Origin of the sequence: Accumulibacter sp. (assembly GCF_029255285.1) — a bacterium.
Lineage (GTDB): Bacteria > Pseudomonadota > Gammaproteobacteria > Burkholderiales > Rhodocyclaceae > Accumulibacter.
Genome location: NZ_JAPUVI010000095.1, coordinates 107,756 through 126,792, shown reverse-complemented (window position 1 = coordinate 126,792; position 19,037 = coordinate 107,756). Strand labels below are relative to the sequence as shown.

Annotated in this window: 13 protein-coding genes and 1 tRNA gene; 6 read left to right on the top strand and 8 right to left on the bottom strand. The window is 64.3% G+C overall.

The window, feature by feature from the left end; translation table 11 throughout:
• Window positions 1–22: 22 nt before the first annotated feature.
• Window positions 23–1,519, top strand: coding sequence for a metallophosphoesterase (locus Q1M07_RS13715; protein ID WP_300454473.1), 1,497 nt, complete (start codon window positions 23–25; stop codon window positions 1,517–1,519).
• A gap of 68 nt (window positions 1,520–1,587) precedes the next feature.
• Here the strand turns inward: Q1M07_RS13715 and Q1M07_RS13710 are convergent, their stop codons facing one another.
• On the bottom strand, window positions 1,588–2,910 hold the full coding sequence (locus tag Q1M07_RS13710) for a hypothetical protein (RefSeq protein ID WP_300454472.1): 1,323 nt from the start codon (window positions 2,908–2,910) through the stop codon (window positions 1,588–1,590).
• Between the two features lie 386 nt (window positions 2,911–3,296).
• Between Q1M07_RS13710 and Q1M07_RS13705 the strand changes: the two genes are divergently transcribed.
• The 5 genes from Q1M07_RS13705 to Q1M07_RS13685 all read left to right on the top strand — a co-directional run bounded on the left by Q1M07_RS13705 (window position 3,297) and on the right by Q1M07_RS13685 (window position 11,487).
• Window positions 3,297–4,235: a THxN family PEP-CTERM protein gene (locus tag Q1M07_RS13705; RefSeq protein WP_300454471.1), complete on the top strand. Its 939-nt coding sequence runs from the start codon at window positions 3,297–3,299 to the stop codon at window positions 4,233–4,235.
• A 138-nt stretch (window positions 4,236–4,373) separates the two neighbouring features.
• On the top strand, window positions 4,374–7,238 hold the full coding sequence (gene prsT, locus Q1M07_RS13700) for an XrtA/PEP-CTERM system TPR-repeat protein PrsT (protein WP_300454470.1): 2,865 nt from the start codon (window positions 4,374–4,376) through the stop codon (window positions 7,236–7,238).
• A 130-nt stretch (window positions 7,239–7,368) separates the two neighbouring features.
• On the top strand, window positions 7,369–7,758 hold the full coding sequence (locus tag Q1M07_RS13695; RefSeq protein ID WP_300454469.1) for a hypothetical protein: 390 nt from the start codon (window positions 7,369–7,371) through the stop codon (window positions 7,756–7,758).
• A gap of 78 nt (window positions 7,759–7,836) precedes the next feature.
• Entirely contained in the window at window positions 7,837–9,927 is a 2,091-nt protein-coding gene (locus tag Q1M07_RS13690; RefSeq protein WP_300454468.1) for a DUF1631 family protein, read from the top strand.
• A 90-nt stretch (window positions 9,928–10,017) separates the two neighbouring features.
• Window positions 10,018–11,487 carry a DEAD/DEAH box helicase gene (locus Q1M07_RS13685; protein WP_300454467.1) on the top strand — a complete coding sequence of 490 codons (1,470 nt, stop codon included), beginning with the start codon at window positions 10,018–10,020 and terminating at the stop codon, window positions 11,485–11,487.
• On the opposite strand, the gene Q1M07_RS13680 is transcribed toward Q1M07_RS13685, so the two are convergent.
• The 7 genes from Q1M07_RS13680 to Q1M07_RS13650 form a co-directional block, all read right to left on the bottom strand.
• Complete coding sequence (locus Q1M07_RS13680; protein WP_300454466.1) at window positions 11,461–12,267, bottom strand: protein phosphatase 2C domain-containing protein; 807 nt, start codon at window positions 12,265–12,267, stop codon at window positions 11,461–11,463. The genes Q1M07_RS13685 and Q1M07_RS13680 overlap by 27 nt on opposite strands.
• A gap of 93 nt (window positions 12,268–12,360) precedes the next feature.
• Window positions 12,361–12,669 carry a hypothetical protein gene (locus Q1M07_RS13675; RefSeq protein WP_300454465.1) on the bottom strand — a complete coding sequence of 103 codons (309 nt, stop codon included), beginning with the start codon at window positions 12,667–12,669 and terminating at the stop codon, window positions 12,361–12,363.
• A 91-nt stretch (window positions 12,670–12,760) separates the two neighbouring features.
• Window positions 12,761–14,137 (bottom strand): acyl-CoA synthetase, encoded by a 1,377-nt coding sequence (locus Q1M07_RS13670; protein WP_300454464.1) that lies wholly within the window; start codon window positions 14,135–14,137, stop codon window positions 12,761–12,763.
• A gap of 12 nt (window positions 14,138–14,149) precedes the next feature.
• A complete protein-coding gene (gene glcF / locus Q1M07_RS13665; RefSeq protein WP_300454463.1) occupies window positions 14,150–15,415 on the bottom strand; it encodes a glycolate oxidase subunit GlcF in 1,266 nt (421 codons plus the stop codon).
• A gap of 10 nt (window positions 15,416–15,425) precedes the next feature.
• Window positions 15,426–16,493 (bottom strand): glycolate oxidase subunit GlcE, encoded by a 1,068-nt coding sequence (gene glcE / locus Q1M07_RS13660; protein ID WP_300454462.1) that lies wholly within the window; start codon window positions 16,491–16,493, stop codon window positions 15,426–15,428.
• 2 nt (window positions 16,494–16,495) lie between these two features.
• Window positions 16,496–17,971: an FAD-linked oxidase C-terminal domain-containing protein gene (locus Q1M07_RS13655; protein WP_300454461.1), complete on the bottom strand. Its 1,476-nt coding sequence runs from the start codon at window positions 17,969–17,971 to the stop codon at window positions 16,496–16,498.
• Window positions 17,972–18,926: 955 nt separating this feature from the next.
• Window positions 18,927–19,003: transfer RNA gene (locus Q1M07_RS13650), tRNA-Val, on the bottom strand.
• Between the last annotated feature and the right edge of the window lie 34 nt (window positions 19,004–19,037).

The window sequence follows — 19,037 nt, the reverse complement described above, 5'->3', positions numbered from 1 at the left end:
GGCTTGCCTGAGGGATACTAGCATGCGACTTCCGTTCGACGACTCACACCAACCGCCGGCAGTCCCGGCTCGTCATGCGCTGCTGGCCGCCATCACGCTACTCACCGGCTGCGCCACCCAACCGGCCGGGGATAGCTCCTTTGTCCACCGCTGGACACAAATGGGCCCGAACGGAGACGTCAGTCTGCGGGCCATCGTCGCCGCCGGCGCGGCCTGCCCAATGGCTACTGTCGATGGTGACCGCCGACCGCTCGAGCCGCGTGCCGCGGCAAGTCCGCTGGCACCGTCAGCCCTCCCGACGTCGGGCAACCCGGCCTTCGAGGCACACTTCGAAGTCACCGCCTGCGAGCTCGTCCTGCCCCGCTCGGTGCGCCAGGCGAGCATCGACGGCCAACCGGTGGCGCTACCGCTTGCCGCTCCCGGGCGCATCGTCGTGGTCGGCGATACCGGCTGCCGCATTCAGGTCCGGGCCAAGGGCTCGAGTCCGCCGATCCAGGACTGCGCCAGCCAGGAGCACTGGCCCTGGCCGAGAATCGCCGCGGCGGCGGCGCGCAGCGAGCCGGATCTCGTGATCCACGTCGGCGATTACCACTATCGCGAATACTGCAATGATCCGGAGAGTTGTGCGTCGCAGCACGACTTGGGGATTCCGGTAGGCTACGGCTGGACCGGCTGGGACGCCGATTTTTTCACGCCAGCCGCGCCGCTGCTCAAGGCCGCGCCCTGGGTCGTGGTGCGCGGCAATCACGAGAACTGCGATCGCGGCGGCGAAGGTTGGATGCGCTTTCTGTCGCCCCTACCCTACCGCGCTTGCGGCAACCAGGCGTACGGAACGGCCAGCCACTCGGTGCTCACCAACAATCTGACCGCCGACGCCTATCGCATCGACTTTGGTCGCCAACTGACGCTGGTCGTCGCTGACAACGCGGGTTTCGAGGACTATCTGCCGGCGAGCCGGAAAGAGCAGGATGTCGAACTCTTGCGCCGCAGTCTGAGGGCGCTCGATGCGGCGACCGACGGTCAGCCGGTCTGGCTGCTGCTCCACAAGCCGCTTTGGTACGAGTTTCTGGCAGCCAGCGCGCAACCCAATGCGCTGCAGGAACATTTGCGCCACAAGCTGCCGGCCGACCTGCAGTTCGTCTTCGCCGGCCACCAGCACGTCTTCGCGACGCTCAATTTCGCCGCCAAGGACGACCCGGCCGGCTATCCGGCCGCTCGTCCGGCACAACTGATCGTCGGGAACAGCGGCACCCAGCTCGAGGCCTTCGATCCTCAGTCGCCGCTTTTTGAGGGACGAAGCGGCACCGGCAGCAAGGAAAGAAGTCATCCCGGCAGCCAGGTCTACGACGGGATGGCCGCCAGTAGCGGAATCCTGGTCAATCGTTACGGCTTCCTGCTGCTCGAGCGCGCGGGCGGCGGCTGGACAGCCAGCTTGCGAGACCCCGACGGGCGGGCCATCACGCAATGCCGCCTGCACGGCGAACGCAAGGCCGTCGCCTGCGACTTCCCTGGACGCTGAAGCAAGCCCGCCGAGCGAAACCGCTGGGCGGGCCAAGGCGGCGGACGAAAAGCGGAGCGCGGCCCGCTTCAGCGAAAGGGCAGCAAGCGGGAAAGCACCGCCGCCCGCCGCCGGCGCTTGAACTCCGTCGCCAGACGGACGATCAGCTCGACGCGCTCCGGACTGAGTTCGCTAGCAAACGGGTTCACCCGCACCCGCAGTTTTTCCATCTTGGAGGCATCCCGCCGCAGACGCAATTCGCGGTAGATCGCCGCCAGGTGGTTGGCGGAAACGAGCGCCGACTCCGAGGTTACGGCGCGGCAACTCAGCGACCGCAGAAAGCAGTCCAGCGCCGCGATGAGTTGGTTGTCATTGAGCCGCGCTTCACCGCGCAGGCTCCACGCGCCGGCCTCGAAGGTCGGCGTCAAGCCGGTGTCGATTGCCTCACCGAACAGTTGATCGGCGCGCACCCATTCACCCAACCTGATCGAGGCCAAGGCTTCGCGGAAAAGCGCTTGACCCGCCCCGCCATCCGCTTCGACACGCGCAAAGGAACTTGGCAGGTGCGCCGGCGTGACGCGCGCGATGCTGAAAGGCAGGCGGCCATCGCGCGTGGCAGCCGGCGCCGCGTCGCTCGTTTCACGCTGGCGCCGGCGGCGCACCAGAAGCACGATCGTCGCCACTAGGGCTAGCGCCGCTGCGCCGGCCAGCGCACCCCAAAGCATCGGCAAGGAGACCGCCGCCGCCCCGGTCTGAGCCGGTGTGACCGACACTGGCGCCGGCACCACGCTTGCCGGCGCAGCGCCGCGGGTTGCTGGCACCGCCGGCGCTGTCCGTGCCAGCGAGCCGACGGTGAGCGAGATCGGCCGGCGGGCGACGCTCCAGAGCAATGCCGGCGGCGGCGTTCCCACCACTTCGAAAGCCATGCACAGATCGAGCGTCGGCGCACGCGTCCTGAGCAACACCGAGCCCGTTGCGGCGTCGCGCAGCAGCGTAAACTCCTTGCCCGCGCCAAGTTTGACTTCGGTTGGTCCGCCCGTCCCGAGTTGGGCCGGAAGATACTTGCAGCTTACCGAGCCGACGCCGACGGCCACGAGTTCAGCCGCCGCCGGAACGCCGCTCGTGCCGGACAGCAACCCGACTTCCGACAGGCGCAGCGGCCCGAAGGCCCCGTCTCCCTCCACCTTGAGGATACCGCGTACCTCGAGCAGCGTACCGTTCGTCGCTGGTAAGCGCTGAACCCACTGTCCGCCGACGAACTGACTGATGAAGGGAACGGCCGAAACCGCCGCGCTGTCGATACGCCACTCGTTTTCCGAGCCGGCTTGCGCCGCTGCCGCCGCGGTAGCGGACAGCATCAGCGCCGCTGCCGCGGCGACACCACGAAAGGCATGCCTGCTTCTCTTGCTCATGAAGGGTTTTGAATGATGGGTTCTCTCGTCCGACGAAGGTCGATAGGGCATCCGTCGACGCGACGCCGCCGCGGTCCGCTTTGCCCTGGAAACGCACAGAGCCAGTAGTCGACAAGCGCGGCCACGCTGGCCATCGAGTGAAATCCTCCGAACGGTCTACCCGCCGATTACGCGTGCCACTGGTGCCGTAGTGTACGCGAAAGCACGTCGGAGCGGATAGCCGATCGACTTCGAAAATGTCGGGAAACTTTACACAGCGGATAAAAGATTTCGATCGTGATTACCTCTTTTCTCTTTATATCATAATCATCAAGTTTATGGCACGCAATCTGCTTTCGACTAGATGACAGCCGGGGGCTGGCATTTTCCGAGAGAAGGAGACAAACATGAAACAACGCAACAGACTGACGGCAATCGCGGCGGGTTTGGGATTAGGCTTGGTGATGGCGTCGGGAACGGCGTCTGCCGTCCAGGCAACGACCTGGAGCTACTCGACCGACGCCAACTTTACCGGATCGACGTTCGAGACCGGCGGTGGCGGTACGACGACCCAGACCGTCGACGGTAATCAATTGTCGTGGGGCGCCACCGGTGGCAACTTTACGGTCGATACCGGAGATGCGGAGTCAAACCGTAGCGCGCTGACCATCGGCACCGGAAGCACCGGCGCCAGCCGTTACAGCGGCGGACCGGCGACGGGAACGATCAATACCACCTTCGGCGGCGTGCCGAGCGTGATCCTCGGCCAGATTGGAACTGGCGTCACCTTCACCCACTTCAACAATCCGATCAGCGGCGACTTCAATACGCTTTTGCGCGGCCAGGTCACCGATACCTTGACCCTGACGGCAATCGCTCCGGCGCCGGAGTTCTCCCCGATACCCGGTCCGACGACGACGCTCACCCCGATCATCTTCAACTTCGAGTTCCGCGAGACGCCGAATGACCCTGCCAGCGGACTCTGCGCCGACGGCACACCGCCCCCCGTCGGCGGCTGCGGCGACCTGTTCGGCTTCAGCGGCACGTCGACGCTGAATCAGAGCTTCGTCTATGCGGGCGAGACCTACCTGGCCAGCATCTTCGTCCTCGGCCCGGGAGGCGGTGCCAGCCCGATCGGCACGCTGGCGGCCGGCGAATGCGCGGCCCTGGGCCTGGCGGCCGGTTGCCAGGGCTTCAAGACGGCGGAAGACGCGGCGACGACCGTCCAGTTCGCCTTCGCGATCACCACCGAACCGATCCGGGTTCCGGAGCCGGGAAGTCTCGCCCTGTTCGGTCTGGCTTTCGCCGGGCTGGGTTTTGCGGCGCGGCGCCGCAAGGCCGGCTGAGCTTCCGAGGTCAGCCACGACCCCGCCGCACCCGGCGGGGTTTTTTTTCGTCTGCCTACCGCCGCGTGGTAACATTTTTTGCCGCGACGTGGCGTGCGGGCAGATTTGGCGCAGAACAAGGTGGGGGCGGAGCGTGCAATGAGAAGTCGTTTTCATGAATTTTTGCGAGTCACGCTGCCAGCGCGCAGGTCCCTGCCGGATGAGCAGCCGAATGCCAGCGACGGGAGAACGAGCCGACGGCCGGCTTCCTTGGTCGCCTGCCTGCTCGCGTACACCGCACTGCTGCTCGCGGCGTGCTCGGCTTCGAACAGTGACAGCCTGTTGGCCGACGGCAAGCGCCTGCTCGAAAAGAATGATCGTCGAGGCGCCGAACTGCAGTTCAAGAATGTCCTCAAGGAACAGCCCAACAACGCCGAGGCGCGCTTCCTGCTCGGGCAACTGACCCTGGAAGCCTGGGATTTCGCGACCGCCGAAAAGGAATTGCGACGGGCGTGGGAAACCGGCTACGACGCCAACAAGGTCGGCCCGCTGCTGGCCCGCGCTTTGCTGGAACTCGGCCAGCCCGACAAGGTGCTGAGCGACATCAATCCGGCCACCTTGAACGACCCGACAGCGCGCGCGCTGCTTGACAGCTACCGAGCACGCGCGCTGCTGGCAAAAGGCAATGTCGAAGAAGCCAAGGCAATGGCCGATGCCGTGTTGCGGGCGAGTCCTCAACTCGCCGCGGCGGCGGTATCCCAGGCGCAGGTCCTGGTGCATGGCAAGGATCTGAACGTGGCGGCGCAGATCATCGACGGCGTTCTGGCGAAGTATCCGACTGAAATCGACGCCCTGGTCCTGCGCGCACGAATCGCCGGTGCCCAGGGTCAATACGGCGTCGCTCAGGCGCGCCTGGCCGAAGCCGTCGCTGCCGCACCCGCCGCTGTCTGGCCACGCATCGCGCTGGTCACGATGCTGTTCGCCGCCGAGCGATACGACGAGGTGCGCCAGCAAGTCGCCCTGCTGCACGAGGTGCCGGGCGGCGACCTCGAAGCTACCCTGCTCGATGCCCAACTCGCCTTCAAGGAGAACAAGTACCAGGAGGCTCGTGAAGCGGTGGCACTGGTTCTCAAAGTGGTGCCCGAGCATGTCCAGGCCCTGCTCCTCGCCGGTACGATAGAACTGACCAACGGATCCCCAGAGGTCGCCGAAGCGCACCTGAACAAGGTGGTCGAGCGCTCACCGCGCGACTCGCGCGCCCGCCGCCTGCTGGCCGACGCCCGCTTGCGGCTCGGCAAACCGGATGCCGCCCGTGCCGCCCTGGAGCCGATTCTGCAATCGTCTTCCGCCGACGCCCTGACGCTGGCGCTCGGCGGGCAGATCGAAATGCAGCGCGGCGACTTTGTGCGTGCAAAGCAACTGTTCAAGCGTGCCGCCGAGGCGGACCCACAGGATGGACAGATGCGGGCCGCCTTGGCCCAGGCGCAGATACGCAGCGGCGACGTCTCGGCCGGCATTGGAACCTTGCAGGAACTGGGCGTCAGCGACCGTTCGCAATATGCTTCCGAAGTCATGCTGGTCTTGACCTACCTGGAACAGAGAGATCCGGACAAGGCGCTTCGCGCGGTAACGGCACTGGAAGCCAAACAGCCTCGCAACCCCTTGACCTTCAACCTGCGCGGCGTCGTCCTGTTGCGCAAGCGCGATGTGCCGGGCGCGCGGCAGGCGTTCGAGGCGGCGCTGGCGACTGATCCTCTATACACCCCGGCGGCGATGAATCTGGTCAACCTCGACCTGGCCGAGGGCAATGCGGACGGTGCCCGCAAGCGTCTCGAGGACCTGCTGGCGCGCCAGCCGAGCAATCCCGAAGGTCTGCTGGCTTTGGCCGAACTCAAGGCGCACACCGGCAGCGGCCGCCCGGAAGTGATCGCTCTGGTCGAAAAAGCGGTGTCCGCCAATGCCGAAGCCGTGCTGCCGCGCATCGCGCTGATACGCTGGTACCTCGCCGGTGGCGAAGTCAGCAAAGCCCTGGATGCCGCACAGGCGGCAAAGGCCAAATTTCCCCGTAACGCCGAAATCACCTCTCTGCTGGGCCGCGCGCAGCTGGCATCGGGCGATGCGCAACAGGCCGTGACGACACTGCGCGAAGTCATCGCTACGCAGGACCGGGTTGCCGCCGCCCACTTCCAACTCGCGCAAGCCCAATTGGCGGCGGGCGATCCTGCCAGCGCGCGGCAATCGCTCAAGCGTACGCTGGAGTTGGAACCGCAGAATGCGGCGGCGAAAATGGCGCAAATCCGGCTCGAGATGCGTGCCGGGAGTCGCGCGGCGGCGCTCGATCTGGCTCGCAGTTTCCAAAAATCCTACCCGAAGCTGGCCGACGGCTATCTCGCCGAAGGCGACATCTTGCTGGCCGACAAGCGCTATGCCCAGGCCACTGCGCTGTTTCGCAAGGCGCTGACCGTTGCCCCGTCGGCCATCGCGGCGGTCAGGCTTCATCAGTCGATGGCCGCTGGTGGCAATCCCGCCGACGCGGCCCAATTTGCTCAGACCTGGGTCACCGAACATCCCAAGGACGGCGATTTTCGGGCTTATCTGGCCGAGCGCCTGATCGAGAACCGTGACTTCGACGGTGCCAAAGGACAACTGGCGACGGTGATCGCGCTGCAGCCAGGTAACGCGCTGGCACTGAACAATCTTGCCTGGATCTCACTCGAAACCAAGGATCCGCGTGCCCTCGAGTATGCGGAAAAGGCCTACCAACTGGCACCCGGCGACCCGAGAATACTCGACACGCTGGGCGTCATCCGGCTCGAGCGGGGGGAACTCGCCCCCGCCGTCGACCTGCTGAGCAAGGCCCGCCAGTTGGCCCCAAAGTCGCCGACCATCGGTTTTCATTACGCCTCCGCTTTAGCCAAGAGCGGACGCCGGGGCGATGCGCTACGGGAACTGGAACAGATTCTCGGCTCGGGTCAGACCTTTCCCGAAGAGCAGGAAGCACGTCGCCTGTTGCACTCCTTGTAGGCAAGGAGGCGGCGAGCAACCCGGACGGCAAGGAGCACCAATTTGTGCGTGCGGGAACGGTACCCGGCCGTACCAAGGAAGCCGTTTGTGTTTAGAATTCACTCTCGCTACCGATGCTACGAGGTTTCTGTTGCTCGACCACCGCCCAAGTCAGATGTGCGTCCTCTTGCTCGCCAGCGCGCTGTTGCCGAACCTGTCCGGTTGCGACGCCGTCCAGCAAAAACTGGGAATCGAAGCTCCCGCCACCAAAGCGGCGCGGCTCGAGGCCGAAGGCAAGGCGGTTGGTGGTGCCTGCCGCCAGTCCGGCCGCGCCATCGAGGATTGCTATTCGATCTACTCGTGGTTGCCGAAGGCCGCCATTTACGACGGCTGGCGGGACATGGACGGCTACATGCGCGACAACAAACTGTCGACCGTCGAACCACAACTACCGCCGCCACAAGCGCCAGGCGCCAAGAAGAGGAAGGCCTCGCCGAGCGACGAAACAGCCGGTGACAGCAAGGCCGGCGAGGCCCGCTGAGGTGCAACGTCTTGCTGGCCAGGCCGTAGGAACGCCTTCCGACCGACGTCCAGTATTCCCCTTGTCGCTTACCCACCGATGACCTCCTGGCAGACACAGCCGCCCGTCCCTCCCGACGAAGATTCCTGCGATCTGTTGCGCGCCAGCGGTGAACTTTTTCAAGGCCGACTGACCGAAATCGTCAAACAGTCGGGGATCTCTTTGCCGTCGGCACTCGCGGCCTTCGGCCGGGAGCTTGGCGAGGCCCATGACCAGTTGGCGTCGGCTGGCCCACTCGACGGCTTCGACCAGATAGGCGAACTCACCGCCTCGCGACTGACCTTGCTGGGCGATGAGGACCTCGAACTGGATATCCGCCTGCGCGAAATCGGCACTCACCTGCGCGAGGCCGTGGGTCGCGATCTGTGGCGCGCCCGGTCGCGTTATATGACGCTGCTCCATCGCCCAACGATAGAAGAAGCCGCTGACCCGATCGGTTTCGAAGTGATCTGTCTCGGCCTCCGGGCGCTCTGTCGGGAGTTTGGCGGAAGTCTCGAACAGAGACTCACGCTGCTCGACCGACTCGAGCGCAGCCTGGGCGAGGAACTGCCCAGGCTCTATCGAGAGATCGACGGTCTGCTGACACGTGGCGGTGTCGAAGCGGCTGTGGCCGCAAACGCAGTGGGAATGCCGACGCGTCGAGGCCCGGGCAACGAGACGCCGGACCGGCGTGGTGAAGTACCGACCAATCCGCTGTCAGCGCTGCGGCAGGTCGTTCGCCAGCGAAGTGCCGCGGAGTCACCGGCCGAGACCGGCGACTCCGCGGCGGAGAGCCCGGCCAGATCGGGCAACCCCACCCTCGACGCCGCAGCAATGCTGATGCTCCAGCACCTGCTTGAGCGCCTGAGCGTCCTCGAAGCGTGCTCGACTGCGCGGGCCACCGATTCGACAGAAACTGACTCGCTGCCGCGTCAAGATTTGCGCGCCCTGAAATCGAAAGATCTGGATCTGCCACTGGGTATTCCCGAGGCGATCACCCTGGACACCTTGGCCCTGATCTTCGAAGCAATTTTCGACTCCACGGAACTACCCGACGCGGTCAAGGCGGCAATCGCACGGCTGCAAATTCCGCTCCTCAAGCTGGCGATCATCGACCCATCGCTTTTCGCCAATAGCCAGCATCCGGCACGCATGCTGATCAATCGCATGGCGAGGGCGGCGGTTGGACTGCCTCGACAAGCCGGAAGAGAACACCCGGTCTGCCAGCGCCTGGCGGCTTTGAGCGCCGCTGTGCGCGAAACTCTCTCGGCGAACAGCGGAGGACTGGATCCCTATCTTGCCGAACTCGGAAGCCTGATCGATGCGCGCGACCGTGAGGTACGGCTGGCCGGCGAAGCGTATGCGCTACTGCTGGCGACGCACGAGACCCGCCAACACGCCGAACAACTCGCTCGTGATTGGCTGCGCACCAGCCTGGCACGCAATCGCTCGCCCGAGATCGCCTCCTTCCTCGACCGCTACTGGTTGCGAGTGATGATCACCGCCGCACTCGAAGGGGGTAGCGAAGGCAAACGCTGGCAAGAGGACAGCGCCACCGGCGAGGATCTGATCTGGAGCGTACTGCCCAAGGAAACGGCGGAAGAACGCAAGCGACTCGCTGGACAAGCATCGTCGCTGGTCAGGCGGATCGGCGCCGGGCTCGATGCGATCGGTGTTTCGGCGGCAGAGCGGGCGCCATTCCTCAACTGTTTGTTCGACTTGCAGACTGCGGCCCTGCGTGGCCAGCCAGCGATCCCGTCCGGCGCATCGGACAACAGGACACTCACCGGGTCGAGCGCCACCGCCAGCCCGAAGCAAGGACCGCGGCTACTTACCGGCAGTGGAATGCGAATCCATTACCTGGTCACGGCGAATACCCGCACCCATCAGGGCGCATCGAGTAGCTGGCAGGTGGGTGATTGGCTGCGTTTTCGGGCATCGGAACAGGAAGCCGTGTGCGGCCTCTGCTGCTGGCGAAATCCGGCGTCGGGAACGGTTCTTTTGTTCAATCCGGACTGGGGTTACGCGGTGGCCATCGCCCCCTCCACTCTCGACGAGCAGATCGCCGCCAAGCGAGCGCAGGTCGTCTCCCGTATCGCCACCTTCGACGCGGCGGCCGAGCGAGCTCTGCAGAGCCTTGATGCGCAGTAAACGGCGAAACCCCGGGCAGCCATTCAATGTATAATAAGCGCTTGATCCCATTGATTTTGGACTGTTTTGGCTGATTTTGAGGCTCTGCCCATGCGTTTTGATGAACTCGGTCTGACCCCTGATCTGCTGAAAGCCATCGCCGAACAGGGCTACACCGAGCCGACGCCGATCCAGGCACAAGCCATACCGATTGTCCTTGCTGGCCAGGATCTGATGGGCGGCGCGCAGACCGGCACCGGCAAGACGGCGGCCTTCACGCTGCCCTTGCTGCAGCGCATCCTACCCTTCGCCAGCCCGAGTCCGTCGCCGGCGCGCCATCCGGTACGCGTATTGATGCTGGCACCGACCCGCGAACTCGCAATCCAGGTGCACGAAGCGGTCAGAGGCTACAGCAAGTATGTCGCGCTGAGGAGTGCCTGCGTATTCGGCGGCGTCGACATCAAGCCGCAGATTGCCGAGGTTCGTCTGGGCGTCGAAGTCCTCGTGGCGACACCCGGCCGGCTACTCGACCTGATCGAGCAGAAATGCCTCAACTTCGCCAGCGTCCAGGCGCTGGTGCTCGACGAGGCCGATCGCATGCTTGACATGGGCTTCATCCCCGACGTGACCCGCATCATCAATCTGCTGCCACAGCGACGCCAGAGCCTGCTCTTTTCGGCGACTTTCTCGGAAGAGATCAAGAAGCTGGCCGATCGTATGCTCAAGTCTCCGGTCTTGATCGAGGTCGCCAGGCGCAACACGGTTTCGGAGACGATCACCCACCGCGTACATCCGGTGGCGGCGGAAGCCAAGCGTGCTTTGCTGACCAAGCTCCTGAGATCGTCCGACGTCAATCAGGTCCTGGTGTTTACGCGCACCAAGATCGAAACCAACAAACTCGCACGTGAACTACAGCGGGCGGGGATCGCGGCCGACTCGATCCACGGTGACAAGAGTCAGCAGGAGCGCTTGAAGGCGCTCGAAGCTTTCAAGGATGGCTCGGTACTGGTACTGGTGGCAACCGATGTCGCCGCGCGCGGCCTCGATATCGACGAATTGCCGCATGTCATCAATTTCGAGCTGCCGCGGACGCCCGAGGATTACATCCACCGCATCGGGCGAACCGGTCGGGCCGGTAAACCGGGAACGGCGATTTCGCTGGTTTCGGCAAGCGAAGTCCAGTATCTGGTCGACATCGAGAAGCTGATCAAGATTCGGGTCGAGCAGGTCGTCGTCCCCGGTTTCGAGCCGGAGTACGACTACATTTACCCGCCGGGCGACCAGCAGCGGCGACGCTGGTCGCCCGCCACCGCGCTACCGGCATCGAAGGCGCGCGGTGAACGCGCACCGCCACGCGTTGACGCGCGGCGCGAGGCGACGGAACGTCCGGGCAGTTCCCGTCGCGCGCCGCACATCACGGCCGATGGCTTCGACTTCAGCAAACCCTACGAATGCTCCGCTCCGCTGCCACCAGCCGTTGGAGTTGACAACGACGCCGGCAAGTCCTTGGGCCATGTCGAACATCCGCACAAGCCACGCCGTCCCGTCGCCGCACTACTTGGCGGACTGGGGCGGAAGTGATCGGCTGCCGCTAGCCACGTCACGCGCCGACGGCGTTTCCACGAGCTTGAGGATGGCCAGCGAGATATTGTCACCGTCTCCCTTGCCCATCGCCCGGGCCCGGCCAATCAGCAATTCCGAGGCCTCCCGCGCCGAGGACGCGCCGTCGATCACCCAAGCCAGTTCCTGATCGGTGAAATAGCCCCAGAGGCCGTCCGAGCAAAGCAGAAAAGTATCGCCCGCCTGCAATCCCTCGGCCTCGCCAAAAGCGACCTTGGGCGCTTCGACACCCCCCAGTGAAGTCAGCAGAATGTTCCGGTTGGGATGCACGATGGCCTGTTCGGGGGTGATCTTACCTTGTACTACGAGTTGCGCGACGTAAGAGTGGTCGGTACTGCGAAAAACCAGGCTGTCGCCACGAAAATGGTAGAAGCGACTGTCTCCGCAGTGCGCCCAGCTCACTTTCCCGGGCTGAAGAAGCAACATCACGACCGTGCTGTGCGGGTCTTTTTCGTTGATGAAGCGACAGGCCTTGATCAACATGTGCGCTTCACTGATGCTCGATTCCAGCAAGACGCGCGCCGACTCGGTTCGCGCCGAGAATCGCTCAAGGTTGTTGCGCGCCGTGTGGATGACTTGCTGAGCAGCAATCGTGCCGCCCGTGTGACCGCCCATGCCGTCCGCCACTACGGCCAGCGCGACACCACCGCCGCTGGGATGCGGTACGATTGCCACCCGATCCTGCTGCTCACGGCGATCACCGCGATGCTGGGCGACGCACGCATCGATTGAAATCGGCATGGTGTCAAGCTTCCTGGCAGCGCGCGGCAAGCCTTCCGTGGGTCTGGCCGGCCGACCGCGAGCATGGCTGGCACCGGCAAGCTCGAAAGGGTGTCACGGCTTGAAGCTGGCCGTTCGAAGATCTTCCGGCGCCGGCAAGTGAGCGCTTCGTTCTGGGTAACGCTCGGCATACACGCGGTGCGCGGCGACGACCAGCGCATGGACCTCCTCACCACTCAGCGCTGGGAAATTTTCGCGCACGATACGGTACGCCAGGTGCGCAAGCGCTTGCCCTCCCCAACCCTGCTCCGGATCGAAAAACGGCTCGATCATCACGAAGGCGTCGTCAAAAGCCGCCCGCAGACGCAGGTTTCGCCGCCGCTCCTCCTCCGGGGCGCCCCGGCCCCCCAGCTCGTCGCTCATTCGATCCCCTTTCGCGCATGCTCCGAACGTCATTTCCGGCCAGCGCACAACATGCCCACCCTGCGCCACCGTCGGAGTCGTTCTCAACCGTTCAGCGCGCCATTCTATCGCTTTCGTCGCGCCCGATGTGGAAGACATCGGTCTGACCGCCCTCGCTACGAAAATTGCCAACATCATCACAAGTGGCAAGACAGCCGGTCAGGTACCATCCGTCGCCGACAAAGCTCACCTCCGTCGCCGCTCGATCCTGCCAGTAGCCGAGCATCATCGCCGGGTCATCCTCGCCGTTACAGCGGCGATTGACGGCCAACTCGCCGATCTCGCCGTTCGGCAGGACGTTTCCCTGCCGATCGACGACCGCCACGCGGTGACCGGGATAGGCTCGCGCGCTTCCTGGCGCGATCGGCCAGCGGGATGCGCCCGTACCCGCCACGTAAGTCGTCTCCGTCTGGCCGAACAACTCGTTGACCGTCACGCCGAGCTTTTCCCTGGTCCACTGGCGAATCTCGGAGCCGATCGATTCGCCGACGCTCACCATGCTGCGCAGGTCGACATCGTAAGTCGCTCGCGGCTCGGGCATCGACTCTTTCATCGCCCACAGCGCCGCTCGTGAAAGCAGGAGATTGCGCACGCCGTACCGGTCGATCAGGGAAAACGCCTTGTCGGCGTCGAAGGATCCATTGTAGGCCAGCAGCGGCATCCCGAAGTGCCAGGTCGGTAGCAGTCCGGCCCACAGGCCGGCGGCCCCCGCCCAGTCGGTCGACGACCAGAACAAATCGCGCGGTTGCGGAAAGAAGTCGTGCGCACTGACGTAAGCGCTGAGGCTGCCGATGAGCGTCCCTTGCGCCATCAGTACGCCTCTCGGCCGACCACTGGCACGGCTGGCGTACAGGAGCATGGCCGGATCCCTGGCCAGGGTTGGACGCGGAGTATAGTGCGGCGACGCGTGTTCGAGAAGCTCTGCCCACATCCTGAGGCCATGACCGACGGCGGCGCCAACACCGATCACGTGGCGCAACTGCGGCAACCGCTCACGCAGCGAGAAGAGTCTCGGCCAAGTCCCTTCATCGACGATGGCGAGATGGGCAGCTGAATCGCCAAGACGGTGCTCGAGCGCATCCGGCGTCAAGAACGACGCCAGAGGCACGGTCAGGGCACCCATCTGGTAGGTCGCCACGTGGGCGATCGCCGCTTGCGGACAAGGTGCTAGGGCAATTGCCACGCGATCGCCCGGCAGGGTACCGAGCGCCGCCAGGACGTTGGACAGGCGGTTCGCCTCGCGCTGAATGTCCCAGAAAGTATGCGCCGACGTGAAGCCGTTCTCGTCCTCGAAATACAGCGCAAAGCGGCTACGATCATCGGCCCAGCGACCACAGACGTCCCGCCCGATGTTGTACTGCTCCGCAAGCTGCCAGCGGAAAGAGCGGCAGAGATCCTCGTAGCTGGCCGACTGAACGCCGATATCCATTTGTCCTGCCGTTCACCCGCTCGACCGAGCCTGGTCGCTCAGGCGCTCGTCGAGAAGTTCGATCCAATGCCGCACTGGCGCTGTGCTGCCACTCTGCAGATGCGTCTGGCAGCCGATATTGGCCGTAACCAGGAAGTCCGGCGAACCGGCAGTCAGTGCCGCCAGCTTGTTGTCACGCAACTGGGTGGCCAGTAGCGGCTGGCTGATCGAGTAGGTGCCTGCCGATCCGCAGCACAGGTGCGGATCGGCGACCGCGGTCAATCGATAGCCGGCGGTCGTCAGCAGTGCTTCGACCAGCCCACGTATCTTCTGCGCATGCTGCAGCGTGCAAGGCGAGTGAAAAGCGACACGCTCGCCGGTAGCACCGCCGATCTGACGCAGAAAATCGCTCAGGCGGTCCTGCTCGCTGACCAGCACCTCGGAGACGTCGCGCGTCATTGCCGAAATGCGGGCCGCCTTCTCGGCGTATGCTGGGTCGTCCCGCAGCACCTCGCCGTAGACTCGCACGTGCTCGCCACAGCCCGAGGCGGTCATCACGAAGCCCTCCACACGCCCGCTCTCGACCAGCGGCCACCAGGCATCGATCACCCGGCGCATGTCGTTACGCGCTTTCTCCTGCGCCTGCAGGTGGTAACGAAGGGCGCCACAACAGGCGGCGCCCGGCACTTCGACCAGTTCGATGCCCAGGTGGTCGAGGACACGCGCCGTTGCCGCATTCGTATTGGGCGTCAGGGTCGGCTGCACGCAACCGGCGAGCGCGACCATGCGCCGCTGGTGACCCTTGGCCGGCGGCCACCTTCGGTTGCCGGGTCCGGCCGACACAGGCACCTTGTCGGCCAGCACGGCCGGCAGCAGAGGTCGCAAAAGTTGGCCAAGGCGTACGGCCGGATTGAAGATCCAGCTCCGCGGCAACGCCTCGCAGAGCAGGAAGCGGATCGCTCGAGAGGCAAAGGAGCGTGGTATCCGGTCCTCGATCACGTCGCGTCCGATTTCGAGCAGACGGTGGTACTTGACCCCCGACGGACAGGTGGTTTCGCATGACCGGCAACTCAGACAGCGGTCGAGATGGATCTGAGTCTTTTCGCTGACCGGCTGCCCCTCGAGCATCTGTTTGATCAGATAGATCCTCCCGCGCGGCCCGTCGAGTTCGTCGCCGAGTAACTGGAAGGTCGGACAGGTGGCGGTACAGAATCCACAGTGGACGCAGCTACGCAAAATCGCGTCGGCCTCGAGACCGACCGGCGTATGCCTGATAAATTCGGCTAGATTGGTTTGCATGAGCGGGCTCTCAAAAATCCGGATACATCCGGCCTGGGTTGAAAACCCCGTGCGGATCGAAGGCCTGTTTCAGACGGCGGTGTATTCGCGCCAACGGTTCGCCCAGCGGTTGAAATACGCCGACCGAAGCCTTCAGCGCGTCGTCGCCACGAAACAGCGTCGCGTGCCCACCGACGCTTGCCGAAGCCGCCCGGATCGACGTGGGATCGCCGCTTCGCAACCAGCGCTGCGCACCACCCCATTCGATCAGTGTCCGTCCCAAGGTCTGGGCCGGCGCGGTGGAGGGCAGCGACAGGCGCCACAAAGCTTCTCCACCGTTAAAGAACTCATGTTCTTGCTCGCGCAGCGATTGCCAGAAGGCGCCGCCTTCGGCGTCGGACAAGAGCTCTCCGCCAAGGGTCCGTTGCGCGGCAGCGACCGCGGCCGCGGCCCCTGACAAACGCAGAGTCAGTACCCCGTCATTCCAGGCCGAGGCCGAAATCGGCCAGGGCTGGCCGGCCCACTGGTTGAGCCTGGCGAGCGCCGTCGTCTCGTCGAGCACAAAAGACAGGCTCTTTTCTGCCACCGGCAAGGGCAACACCTTCAAGGAAACTTCAAGTACCACACCAAGCGTGCCCAAGCTGCCGGCCATCAGTCGCGCCACATCGTAGCCGGCGACGTTCTTCATTACCTGGCCACCGAAAGAAAGCACTTCGCCGATGCCGTTCAGAATCTTGACGCCAAGAACGAAGTCGCGCACGGCGCCGACCGCCGGTCGCCGCGGTCCCGACAAGCCCGCCGCCAACATCCCTCCGACCGTCGCCGACGGCCCGAAATGCGGTGCCTCGAAAGCCAGGCATTGACCTTTCGCGGCCAGCACCGCCGCCAGATCGACCAGTGGTGTTCCGGCGCGCACTGTGACCACCAGTTCGGTCGGTTCGTAGGCCACGATGCCGGAGTAGGCAGCGACCTCAAACGGTTCACCGCGCGCTGGCCCGCCATAGAAGTCCTTGCTGCCCCCACCGCGAATCGCCAGTGCCCGGCCCGTACGCGCCGCCTCGGCAATTCGCTGGATCCAGTTTTCGATCAAGCTGTCCATCGTCATCTCGGGGTAGAAGCCACGCCGGCGCGCGCCTGAGTGTACTCACGGCAACGCGCCAGCGTCGGTACGCCCTTGCCGGGATTGAGCAGCCCGTACTCGTCGAAAGCCGCCTTGAGCCGATGGAAAGCACCGATCTCGGCCTCGCTGAACTGCTCGGCCATAAGCGTGATCTTCTCGATACCTACTCCGTGCTCACCGGTAATCGTGCCTCCGAAGCGCACGGACAGCTCGAGAATCTCAGCCCCGAAAGCCACCGCTCGATCGAGCTCTCCCGGCTGATTGGCATCGTACATAATCAGCGGATGCAAATTGCCGTCGCCAGCGTGAAAAACGTTGGCACAGCGCAGCCCGTACTTCTCGGACAAGCCGGCGACGGCGTCGAGCATTTCGGCCAGCCGCTTGCGCGGAATGGTGCCATCCATGCAAAGGTAGTCGGGAGTCATTCGCCCGACCGCCGGAAAGGCTGCCTTACGCCCGGCCCAGAACTTGAGTCGCTCGGCTTCGTCGCGCGAGACGCGAATCCCGGCGGCGCCGCTCATTTCGAGCACCGACTTCATACGGCCGATCTCCTCGGCCACCTCCTCCGGCGTGCCGTCCGACTCGCAGAGCAGAATCGCCTCGGCAGCCATGTCGTAGCCGGCATTGACGTACGGTTCGACGGCGTGGATGGCCTTCTTGTCCATCATTTCCAGACCAGCAGGGATGATGCCCGCGGCAATGATGCTGGCGACCGCATCGCCCGCCCTGCGCACGTCATCGAAAGAAGCGATCACCACCTGCGCAAGCTGAGGTTTCGGCGTCAGTTTGACAGTAACCTCGGTAATCACCGCCAGCAGGCCCTCCGAGCCGTTCAACAGGGCCAGCAGGTCGTAGCCCGCGGCGTCGAGCGCCGCGTTGCCGAATTCGACGACCTCGCCCTCGATCGTCAGTCCGCGCACGCGCATCACATTGTGTACGGTCAAGCCGTACTTCAGGCAGTGCACGCCACCGGCATTCTCGGCGACATTGCCGCCGATCGTGCAGGCGATTTGCGACGACGGATCGGGCGCATAGTACAGACCGTAGGCGGCGGCCGCTTCGGAAACGGCCAGATTGCGCACACCGGGCTGAACCACCGCGGTGCGCGACACGGGATCGACGTGGACTATGTTTTTCAGCTTGGCAAGCGACAGCAACACTCCGTCGGGATGCGGCGTCGCACCACCCGAAAGTCCGGTTGCGGCACCGCGCGCTACCACTGGAGCCTTCAGCTCATGGCAGATTTTGAGGATCGCCTGCGCTTGCGTTTCGTTTTCCGGTAGAACGACGACCAGTGGCAACTGCCGATAGGCCGTCAGGCCGTCGCAGTCGTACGGCCGCCTCTCCTCCTCCTCGCCGAGCAATGCCGACGCCGGCAACACCTCGCGCAGGCGATCAATCAGTCTCTTCCGGTCGACCGCAAAGCGGCGATCGGCGACGGGTTCTTGCAGACTCATGGCGCCTCCTCGAACAATTGGTCGCTGGGCGAAGGCCGTCGCCCAAAATCCGGCGTCGTGCCGCCGGAGTCGCTCGCGCCTTCGCCGCTCAGATCTCGGCGAAGGGATACCCGCCCGCGTCTCAGATGCTCGAGCGCGGCGCCTTCTTGTGCCCGATTTCGCCTGCCCGGCAAGGATCGCCCCGAAGATCGGCCAGTGCTTAGCCTACGCAGCGCGCGGCATCTCTCCGGGCGAAGCCGCCACCCAAGCTATCCGGCGCGAATCGGAAAAGAGTCGACCGAGAAACTCCATCAGTCGACATGCGATGCCGTTGGGCGTCGTCGCGGCAATCGCCAGATAAAGGTCGCCGCCGGCCTCCGAGCCGTCCCTGCTGCCAGATCCTGACCCGTCGATCGTCGCCCTAAGGTGCCGCATCGTCATGACATTTTTCGACATCCGGCGCCGCGCAGCGGGTTCAGCTACAGCATACACTTGGCCAGAGGATACTACAAAACGCCGTTGCTACAACGCTCTCAGCCATCCCCATCCGAGAAAGGTGGCCGCGATTGTGCGGACAGAAAGCGCTATTCGGAAAATGGAGTATCGACCCGGTGTCAATGGCGCGATGATCGTGAACAAACGCCCGATCTAGCCGTTGAACGACCCGTAGAGGTTCTGCACGCGCTTTCCAGGCTGTGAATCAGCTCGAAGTCGGCGCGCCAGGATTATCCGCTGCCGCGGCTGCCGTGAGCGGGCATATAGGACGTGGAGGAAAAATGGTGCCGGTCGCGGTGGCTTCGGCTGGTGTTGACCGGCGAGTGGAACACAAAAAGCCGCCTGTCGAAGTGACCAAATCGTGACACGACATGCCCGATTTATGCGGGATGTGACCGATTCAGGCAGTCTGTTGGCCACAGTTCCAAGTACATCAGCATGCATATAACTTTCGCATCCTGCTGTTTTTACTTGGTGTTGTTGGTAGGCGCGATTGGACTCGAACCAACGACCCCCACCATGTCAAGGTGGTGCTCTAACCAGCTGAGCTACGCGCCTTCATTGACGCCGAGATCACCAGCGTCCTTGAGGA